General features: G+C 35.9%; 5 protein-coding genes. 3 read left to right on the plus strand and 2 right to left on the minus strand.

Annotated elements, in window-relative coordinates; translation table 11 throughout:
- Positions 1-230: 230 nt before the first annotated feature.
- A complete protein-coding gene (locus DHU68_RS04360; RefSeq protein WP_108821767.1) occupies positions 231-3,458 on the minus strand; it encodes a GH92 family glycosyl hydrolase in 3,228 nt (1,075 codons plus the stop codon).
- A gap of 530 nt (positions 3,459-3,988) precedes the next feature.
- On the opposite strand from DHU68_RS04360, the gene DHU68_RS04365 reads away from it, so the two are divergent.
- From DHU68_RS04365 to DHU68_RS04375, 3 genes are read left to right on the plus strand one after another with little or no spacing between them, the layout of a single operon-like run.
- Positions 3,989-7,237 (plus strand): TonB-dependent receptor, encoded by a 3,249-nt coding sequence (locus DHU68_RS04365; RefSeq protein ID WP_108821768.1) that lies wholly within the window; start codon positions 3,989-3,991, stop codon positions 7,235-7,237.
- A 20-nt stretch (positions 7,238-7,257) separates the two neighbouring features.
- Positions 7,258-8,922 (plus strand): RagB/SusD family nutrient uptake outer membrane protein, encoded by a 1,665-nt coding sequence (locus tag DHU68_RS04370; protein WP_255412443.1) that lies wholly within the window; start codon positions 7,258-7,260, stop codon positions 8,920-8,922.
- Positions 8,923-8,956: 34 nt separating this feature from the next.
- On the plus strand, positions 8,957-9,943 hold the full coding sequence (locus DHU68_RS04375; protein WP_108821769.1) for an Ig-like domain-containing protein: 987 nt from the start codon (positions 8,957-8,959) through the stop codon (positions 9,941-9,943).
- Positions 9,944-10,126: 183 nt separating this feature from the next.
- Here DHU68_RS04375 and DHU68_RS04380 read toward each other — a convergent pair whose 3' ends face one another.
- Complete coding sequence (locus DHU68_RS04380; protein WP_108821770.1) at positions 10,127-11,128, minus strand: DUF4249 domain-containing protein; 1,002 nt, start codon at positions 11,126-11,128, stop codon at positions 10,127-10,129.
- Positions 11,129-11,132 lie beyond the last annotated feature (4 nt).

Genomic DNA, 11,132 nt, shown 5'->3' on the forward strand with positions numbered 1-11,132 from the left:
TAATTCCTATTTTTATATGTAAGGACCTCGTCCTAAAGCTTCAAAAAAGAAGAATAAGCACAATAATGAGATAATAGTTAATACAATGCCTATAATGCATAAAGAACTCATCGATTTAGTTTTCTTTTGTATTAGTCTTCTTACCGAAATAGAGAGTAAAACGACTCCTACAATAAACAAAATAATGAAAGCTATAAGTATAAAATAAAAAATATCCATTGTACCAAACTTTATTTCCTATCAAACAATGTTATTATATCTTCATCAGTCAAAGCCTCTTTATAGATTTGGATATTTCCAATCATGCCCTCATAGCGGCGAGAATATGGCATCTCTGCATTTCTTCCTATATTCCAAGGTACTACGGTCTCATAAATATTCTCTCCTGCTATAGGCTCTATTTTCTGTAATTTCCCGTCTATATATATACGCAACTCTTTCCCGTCACATACTCCGGCTACATGGTGCCAATTGTTGAGCCAGTTGCTTGGTAGCGAGGTAGAACAAGTTCCACGTCCCCATCCTCCGGCAAAAAACTCGAGCGAATTTCCTGATGTTTTGAGCATCATATTGTCTCCTTTGCTAAAGAAGTCAATATAGCCTCTGTCTGCCTTAGTAGGGAAAACCCATGCTACCATAGATACAGTCTTTCCTGTTATGTTTAAGCTCGCCGAATTAGGTAGTGAAATATACGATGATTCATCTATCTTCAACGCTGCATCAAAAATACCCTGCTTAGATGATGTTGCTGTTCCGTGGATTGTAGCATGATTGTCAAAACCTGAATTATCTATTCCGATGTTTTTATCTATACCTTCAAAAGAAATATTAGCTACAACAGATTCTAGAGGTTCATTGTAAATCTTTACTTTATGTTCTGTATTCAATACCGAAACGGTGTGCATTCCTGTGCCTTCGAAAATAATATAATCTTGAATCTCTCTTTTTTCTCCGGGTTCTAATTCTACAGATAGCTTATGACCTGACTTCCCATTCATTTCTAATGGTATTTCTCCGATGTACTTAGAGTCTGAAATATTTTGTAATTCAATCCTTAGCCTTATTGTAGAGCCTAATTTGGCTATAGCTGATGATGTTAAGTTTATACAAGTAATAGGGTTTTTCTGTATCGACGGTTTTACCTCTACATTTAGAGTTTGTCCTCCTATGTTGAGAGAGTGTGTTCCTTTACGATATAAACGAAAGGCTATACTGTCTTTCACACTTTCACCTTTGTCTACCAAGATGTTTTTATGAGCTACTACCTGATTATTATCGTCAGTTATAGAGAGCTGAAAAACCCCTCTGGCTCCTTTATTTGTCACTTCGCAATAAGCATAAAGTTCTTCATTTGCAACAGCTTTATCTGCCGATAGCTTAACATTGCTTACTTCAGCATCCAAACATTCTTTAGTAAGCGAGTAGGGACGCTCCCAATCATCGTAGTTGTCCGATTTACCGGCACTGAAGTTTAGTTTGCCTCCATCCTTTATCTGTTCGTGCGTAATGAAAACTTGATTTAGAGGTTTATCATTTAATTTTAACTCCGAAAATGATTTGTAGTTAGTGTTTGTCTCTGCATTTATGTGTAATTTTTTTCCATCCGAAAGATTAATCGTAGCTTGAGGAAATAATGGCATATTTAAGACGTACTCGCCACTACCCGGACATGCAGGGAAAAAGCCTAGTGAACTAAATACTAGCCAACTTGACATTGATCCTAAATCGTCGTTGCCTGTTATGCCTCCGGGAGTAGTTGTATAAGCATTCTTACGAATATGATCTACCCATTGACAAGTTAAGTCAGGTCGTCCGGCATAACTAAATAAATACGGATAATGAACTACAGGCTCGTTGTCGTGAATAATGTGACCAGCTTCTATAGCATCGTTAAGACGTTTTACGAATAATTCATCTCCTCCCATTAAGTTGATGAGATCTTGTATATTGTGCGGAACAAACCAAGTAGTAGTCCATTTATTTGACTCTTTATAGCCCATTTCGCCTGGTTCTTTAACGAAACCATTCGAATTTCGAGGCAACATAAAACCGGTTTCGTAATCAAATAGATTTCTGTAACTGAGAGAACGATTGTAAAATAGCTGTGCTTCTTCTTTTCTTTCTATAGCTTCCAGAAATGCGCCTAATGTCCAGTCGTTATAAGCATAATCAAGCGTAACGGAAACAGATTCTTCTATAGAATCGTTTAAATACCCTTCAGCTATGTATTTATAGGTATCCTGACGTGGAATTTGGTTTCCTGAAAGCGTTTTACTCATAGCCTCCAGAGCCAAAGAAGTATCGAAATCTGTTATTCCTTTCCTATAACTGTCTGTAATAACAGGCAATGAGTAATAACCGATCATAGGAGTATATGGTAGTTGTCCTTCTTGCTGATAGATATGCAGCATAGACCGTAGCATGTCTCTTTGGCGTTCGGGTTTGAGCAGGCATAGGAGAGGGTGGAGGCTACGGAAAGTATCCCACGTAGAAAATGTAGTGTATTCATTCTTGCCTTCAGTCCCGTATATCTTTCTATCCTTTCCCCGGTAACGTCCATCTACATCAGATGAAATACATGGTATAAGAAAGGAATGATAAAGAGCTGTATATACTTTTTCAACATCATCGGCATCGCCTGTGGGAATATCCAAAACACTTAGTTCTTTACACCATTCATTATAAGTTTTATTTCTCATCTCTTCAAAATCCCAAAGTGGGCATTCCGCCTGTAGGTTTTTGCGGCTCCCTTCTTCATCCACTGTAGAAAAACCAACTTTGCATAAAAGAGGTGTATTTGCAGGCAGACTCTCAAATTCTAAGATCAAAACTTTGTTTTCTAATTTATACTTTTTCCAAGCTTTATTAAAAATGAAAACGCCATTTGATCGGCTTGTGTATATGGTGTTTTTATCCAATATTTTAATATCCCCGGCATCAGCTATTGTAACAATGAATGTTCCATCGATAGGTTTGTAGCGAAACATTCCTGTTCGTGTGCTAACTGTAGTCTCTATTTGCGATCCATCATCAAATGTTACACTGTAGTAACCAGGGAAGGCTTTTTCGTTTTTATGGCTGAAGGGGAGGCTTATACTATTTATATCCGTATCAACTGTACCTTTTGTCATCACGACCTGCAATCGTCCGCTCGATCCATGAGGATAACCACTATTGTGGTTGACGCATGTGAAGTAACAAATTGATGAATCCGAGTAGAAGTAACCTCGTTCGCCACTCTTGCTTGTTTCGGGACTTAATTGTATATAACCCCAAGGAGCGACAGCTCCGGGATAAGTCCCTCCATATTTTCCCCATATAGATTTAGCATCGCTGGCATCTGTACCTATAAATGGGTTTACTCTGGAAGCATAATCTTGGGCAATAAGATTAACTGAAATAAAGATTGTAAATACCGAAAGTAGAAAAAAAGATAAGGTGAGTTGTTTTAGTTTCATCCTGAAAAGTTAAAAAGAATTGATAAAAAGGATGCTAAAGATAATTCGTTTTTTAGAAGAAAGAGAATGATAAGGATAAATAATTATCTAATTATTATAAAAGAGAATTAGATATTGTTGTTTTGTAAATAGAAGTGTCTCTTTAGTTTACGTATCAAAATTGTATGGATGATACAATTGCGCAGAAAGAGGATATTAATACGCATATCAAGATTGACCATGAATTTTTATAAGACTATATTTAACACCAATTAGCGGCAGCATACAAATATTGTTAAAAAAAGAGTTTGCTAGGGCATAATAATATAGCAATAAACAATCTATTTACCATTAAAGAAAACAGATTCTTACCTATATAATAAGATTCTAAAGATAAAGTATTATTCTCAATAAAAGAAAAGGAGGTGTTTTGGAGAAGCTTGAGAAAATGAAAATTATCTTATATAGAATTCTTTACACATAATAAATCATAAAGAATAATATTCAGAATAAAAGTGTTTTTAACCTATTATAAATTAAATCTACAGAAAATGATTATTAACGTTGACAAATCTAAATTCAAGAGGTTGACTAGGATATTTGCTCTCATTTTCGCTTGTCTTATGATAATGCAAGCTAATGTGTTGGCAAATAAATCATTGGTTACAGAGTCTTCCTCTAATGCCATGATGCAACAGAATGAAAAAGTTACCATTCAGGGTGTTATAACTGATGCTCAGTTAGGAGAACCTATGATTGGTGTTTCTGTTTACGAAAAAGGTACCACTAATGGAACAGTTTCAGACTTAGATGGGAAATTCCAGCTGAATGTATCCAATAATAGTACAGTTGTATTTTCTATTGTTGGATTCAAAGCTCAAGAATTTCAAATAAAAGGCGCTCAAACGCTTAATGTTGTAATGTCTGAAGATGAACAGCTACTGGAAGAAGTGGTTGTAATCGGGTACGGTGCATCTCGTAAACAAGACTTATCAATGTCTATTTCGACAGTAAAAGTTGATGAGAAAATGAAAAGTAGAGCTGGTGGATTAAACTCTGTACTGCAGGGTCAGGTATCAGGTCTTACTATTCAGATGAATGGGGGCGACCCTACAAGTGGTGCGTCATTTAATCTTCGTGGAAAAGGTTCTCGTGGAGGAGATGGTGTGTTGTTTGTTGTAGATGGAGTACCAGGAGCACCATTTAATGTTGAAGATGTTGAAACAATAACAGTTCTTAAAGATGCTGCATCTGCAGCCATTTATGGGGCACAGGTAGGAGCTGGTGGTGTTGTAGTAGTAACAACAAAGAAGGCTAAAGCCGGAAAAATATCAATAGATGCGAACATCAGCCATAGTATCAAAAATGAGTGGAAAAGACCTGATGTTGTAACAGCAGAGCAATTTACTCAAATATGGCAAGATAAGAAAAATTCATCTGTAGGTAATGTAAATATCCCAGGATCATATGATGTTACTACTTTCCCGTATGCTGGTGTAACCAGAACAGACTGGATTGATGAAGTGTTCCGTACAGCTCATAGTCAACATTATGCATTGACATTGACAGGAGGATCGGAAACGATGAAAGCTTTAGCTTCTGTTGCTTTCGATCGTAATGAAGGTATCTTATTAAATACATTCTCGCAAGGAGTTAATGCAAAATTGAATACAGAGTTCCAAATAGCAAAATGGCTTAAATTTACAGAAAATGTAACTGCTTCTTATTCAAATGGTAGAGGTGGTGTAAGTAGTAATAGCCATACTGGTGTATTGATGCGTTCTATTTTTTATCCACGTTCACAAACTGTTTATGAATATGCTCTTAACCCGAACAATCCTCTTGAGCTAGGAGAACCTCTTTATAATGAGGATGGATCTCGCCAATATGGAGGGACTGTTCCTATCTGGGCTGCAGAGCAAGGTATTTCCAGCTCGGGAGACTTTGCCAATCCTGTAGCATCTCTACTTAGAGTAAGAGATGATAATCCATCTATTAATATATATTCTACTTCAGGATTAGAAATTAAGCCAATAAGTAAATTAACTATACAGTCTAATTTTACATATGCCTTTAATTCTTATCGTAATAATAGATTCTCATTTAAAGTGCCAGAAATCGGTAGAACAAGCAAGGAGAATAACAAGAATGTAACTACACAATGGTGGCACAAATGGTTATGGGAGACATATGCTACTTATGCTGAAGAAGTAGGCAAGAGTAATTTTAGCTTGATGGGAGGTTTCTCTATGCAGCGTGAATCAAACAGAAACTTATCAGTAACAGCTTATGGCTTTGATAGCGAAAACCCATATGTAACTCAATTGCAAAATGCAACAGAAGGAGTAAGAGCAAGCCAACCGGCGACAGAAGCTAGAACTATAGCTACATTGAATTCATTCTTCTTAAGAGGTGGTTATTCTTACGATGATCGTTATTTCTTTACAGGTAGTATTCGTCGCGATGCAACATCTAAATTGTTTAAAGATCAAAATTCAGGAATATTCCCAGCTTTCTCCGCATCATGGAAAATATCTTCAGAAGAGTTCTGGAAGAATAATATTTCTTTCATCAATTTATTTAAACTACGTGCAGGGTGGGGACAAGTAGGTAATGTAGCACTTGTGCCACATAACTCTTATAGTGCTTTGTATAGAGGTCAGACTAAAGAATACTATGGAGTATTTGGGGAAAATATGATAAGCCAACAAGGATACTATCTTAGATCATTGCCAAATCTGGCTTTGACTTGGGAGACAACACAGCAAACATCTCTAGGACTTGATTTTACCTTACTGGATAATTCATTAAATATCTCTGTTGACTATTTTAATAAAACAACAAAAGACTTGATCGAAGAGGTAGCAAATTCACCTCAGGCCGGATATGAAGAAAATCCATATGGAAACGTAGGAAAGGTTCGTAATACAGGTTGGGAATTCCAAGCAGACTATAGTAAAAAAGTAGAGAATGTAACATTCAATGTGTTTGGAAACGTATCTACTGTTAAAAACGAAGTGTTAGATTTGGGCGATGTTAATGAACTAGCTCCTCACAACTATACAATTGATGGAGGTACAAATCCAAAATTGTATTCAGCAGTAGGACAACCATGGTATTCTTATAAACTAATTAAAACAGATGGTTTGTTCCAAACTCAAGAAGAGATTGATAAACATGTGTGGACAAATCCGACTACAGGAGAAACAAAAAAATTGCAACCAAATGCTGTTCCTGGAGACTTGAAATTTGTAGATGCTAACAATGACGGTCTTATCAATGACAACGATAGAGTGTATATGGGAAGTTTCCTTCCAGAGCTTACTTACTCTTTTGGAGGAGGCTTTGAATGGAATGGTTTTGATTTCAGCTTCATGTTCCAAGGAATATCGAAAATAAATATTTATAATGGATTGAAGATGATGGGTGAGACAGGTAAGGATAATGGTTATTTCCTTACATCAGTACTTGACTCTTGGACATACAATCACTCTTCTTCTACTCCTCGTCTATCAATGGGTAGCGATCCGAATAAAAACTACTCAACAGCTTCTGATTATTTTTTAGAAGATGGAAGTTATCTTCGTCTTAAAAACATAACGTTAGGTTATACTTTACCTAAAAATATGATGAAGAAAATGGGTTTTGATGGATCATTGCGTTTATATGTTGGAGGAGAAAACTTGGCAACATTTACAAAATATTCAGGATTTGACCCTGAAGTAAGCAATAATGGTGTAGATGCTGGTACTTATCCGGTGGCACGTATGTTTACTTTTGGTCTTAACTTGAGTTTTTAATCTCTAAAAAAGATAAGAAAATGAATAAAAAAATATTTAAATATAGTACCAAACTCATTGCATCTGCAATGATTCTTATGCAGTTTGGATGTAGTGATTTTCTCCAAAATCCTAATTATGGAGATTGGACAGCTGAAGAATTCTGGACTTCAGAGACTAATGTGAAGTATGCTGTAAATGCCATATATAGATATGCCGGACACGAAGAGGTAGGTGGACGTGGTCATATGTGGTTTGAAAACTGTAGCGATGATATGGTTACAGGGCGAACAAACTCAACGGCAGATCGTATCAAAGATTTTCAGATGGGATCAGATGTTGGATATATTCAGGATATGTGGGGCGAAATGTACCAAACAATAGGAAAGAGTAATGATATATTGAGAAATGTACCAAATATGACCGAAAAGCAAGTGTCAGCTAGCGTTAGAGATTTTGCTTTAGGTCAAGCATATTTCTTCAGAGGTTATTCATATCTGTGGTTAGCTCCTTGGTTTGGAGATAATGGGCCGAATGGAGGAATTCCTATTATTACAGAAGATATGACTATAGAAGAAGCTAATCTGGAAGGCCGTCCAGCATCTGTACTTGCAAACTATGATATGATTATATCAGATATGCGCTTAGCAGCAGACTTGCTCCCTACATGGTCTAATCTTTCTAAAGATGATTATGGCCGTCCTTACAAAGCTGCGGCTTGGGCTTTTGCCGCAAGAGCTGCTCTTTATGCAGGTCAGTATGATAAGAAATACTATGATATCGTTATCGAGATGTGTGATAAGATTATCAACCAAACAGGAGCTGATAAACGTGCGTTATATCCAGACTTTACAAAATTGTTTACAATGGAAAACAACTTTAGTTCTGAGTTTATTTTCTCTATCTTAGGTAACGAGATGGATGGTCCTAAGTTTCATGGAATGGGATTCCAGAAAGATGGTTATGGACTGTATAACACATGGGGATATTTCCAACCAACAGCAGAACTATATGAAGCTTTTACTGCAGAGGATGTTCGTCGCGATGCTACAATATTAGTACCAGGACAACATATTCAGTTTATAGGAACCGATATCCATTTTGGAATAAATAAAGATGGAGAACCAGATGCATCAACTATTTCTAGTACATCAGGTATGACTTTCCGTAAATTTATGTCTGTGTTTGAGCCTGCTGACTGTTTAGGTAATACTGTGAACTCGAATGGAGATAACCAAACGAATAAGCTAGGGCAATGTGTTATGCGCTATGCAGATGTATTGCTGATGAAAGCTGAGGCTATGTTACAAGGAGGAACAGGTTCTAACACATCAGTTCCTAATTGCAATACTCCAGCAGGATTGATTGGTCAGGTGCGTGAGCGTGCCGGTTTAAGTTTCGATAATCCGGGAACATTGGCTGAGTTGAAAAAACAACGTCGTTTGGAATTTGCTTACGATTTCCTTCCAAGCCGTCACTTCGATCTTGTTCGTTGGGGAGATGCGAAAGATGTTTATGCAAAACCTTTACATGGATATAAGCCTAAAGTGAAAACTGTTGGTGATGATAAATATGTATTTGACCCTTCAGATAAAATACAAATATGGCCTGCTCGTAATTACAATCCTAATGTACACCATGTATTCGCTATACCTCAAAAGGTAATAAATACATCAAAAAATGTGAAACAAAATCAGGGTTATTAATATACTTTGTTTATAATCCTAAAATGTTGAAATTATGAAAATAGATAAATTATTATATACATGCATTCTTCTTCTATCATCAGCTATTTTTATTAGCTGTGATGATGATAAAGAAGTTAATGACTTTACGGTAGATAAAGAAACTATGGAAATCCTCATTGGGGATAGAAGTGTGATTACGGCAAATGGTATACCTTCCAATGATGTTGAATCTTCTGCTTTTGAATGGTCTTCTGCTGATGAATCCATTGCAACAGTTACAGAATGGGGAGTTGTTCAGGGAGTAGAAGAAGGCGAAACTGATATTATTGTTAAATTTGGATCTGTATCGAAAACAATTCATGTTGTCGTTAAAGACCCAATAGTATTACCAGACGAAGTAGGTTCTTGGAGATTTGATGATCCTTCAAATATACTGAAAGCAACATTAGGTAAAGATTTGCAAATAGGAGCAAACTCAGGAACACCTTCATTGAGCGATTTCCCTTCAGTAAGTGGCCCAACCGGACAAGAAGGTAACAAAGCGATACAAGTAGAAAAAGGATTCTTTCTGAAAATGGAACATGGTATTAAACCTAAAGAGGGAAAAGATGTAGTAACAGAATATACTATTCTTATCGACTTTAAAGTTCCTGCTCTTGATGGATGGCGTAGTTTTATACAGACTAATCCTGAAAATAATGATGATGCTGAAGTATTCATGAAAACAGAAGGTCAAATAGGGGTAGGCTCAACAGGTTATACTTCATCTCCTGTCGTTAAAGCAGGTCAATGGCAACGTCTGATTCTTTCTTATAAGTTAGGTGGTGACGGCTGGATCAAATATTATCTAGATGGAGTAGAAATACTAGCTAAGACAGATGACGAACGCTTTGCAATGGTGTCTACATTAGTTCTATTTGGAGACAATGATGGTGAAGATGCTGTGATGGATGTGTCAGAAGTTATGATATGGGATAAAGCTCTTGATGATAATCAAATGAAGAAAGCAAATCGTGTAGTAGGTAAAGACAGATACTAATCTACTCGAATATATAATGTAAATAAAAGCGCTAGAATCGAATTCTAGCGCTTTTATCGTTTATTTCAATATTTATAATAGGACTGAAGGATGAGAAAGGACTTTCTATAGTTGATGCAATTAGAATATAAAGTTTAGAAAAAGCAATAAATTGCTTACTATAAGAAAACGTAGACTTCTATTTTATTCTCCATACTCAGGGAGTATTTCCCGCAAATCCATTAATCTAAAGTCATTTTGAGCACTTCCCATAATGCCAACACCTCCATCTATGTTAGAGTAAAAAGGAGTAGGTTCGGCAAGGCCCCATTCATCTAATTTTTGAGATACTTTATTGTCACTTATATTCAGCAATGCAGTCAGATAGTTGTAATACGCTTTGGAAATAGATATTAAGCTTATCCGTCTGTACATATTCTCTCCATATTCGTAAGTATATGAATTTTTGGTTTCACGGATAACCATAGTGTAAGTATTGCCATTTATTATATCATCAGAGAAAGTTCTCCCACCTTGCCCCTCAATCAATTTATTTGTAGAAGCTCCATCTATAACCGGTTGCTGAACTTTGAAAACAGGATCTAAAGAATAATCTAAAAGTCCCAATGGCTGATTATCATCGGTGTTTTCAATTTTTATACAGTAGTAATTTTTTTCTTCTGCATTGTCGGTAAATGTAATATGATATTTTATTTCATAATCTTTCATTTTTACCATTTCTCCTCCTATATTTACAAGGATAGAATTAGGATTATCCATAACTCGATAGGTTAACTTAATATCTTTAATCTCTATTTTAGGAGGTATTACATCCTCTGCCCAAGCTGTACCAAGGGATGAGTTTACTACAATTTTAACTATATCCCCTTCGGTAGGTTTATTATTTGACTTGTATATGCCCTTATTAACTAAGTTATTGTCTTCTACCCATAACATTTTCTCGACAAACTCATTGTTTATATATAATTCAACATCAGCATCTTTTATATTTACATCCGGATTTTTTGTGTCAGTATAGAAAATGGTTTTACTTACACTCGCCATTACTTCTATTTCGGGAGATATTACGCTGTTTAATACAATCTTAGGTTCGGAACGATATTCTTCCAAATCAATATCTCTATAACAAGAAGAAAGGCAATTAATAAGAGATAAAAAAACTATTGTGATGATATATTTTTTCATTTTA

It is taken from the genome of Dysgonomonas sp. Marseille-P4361 (assembly GCF_900343125.1).
In the GTDB taxonomy this organism is placed as follows: Bacteria; Bacteroidota; Bacteroidia; order Bacteroidales; family Dysgonomonadaceae; genus Dysgonomonas.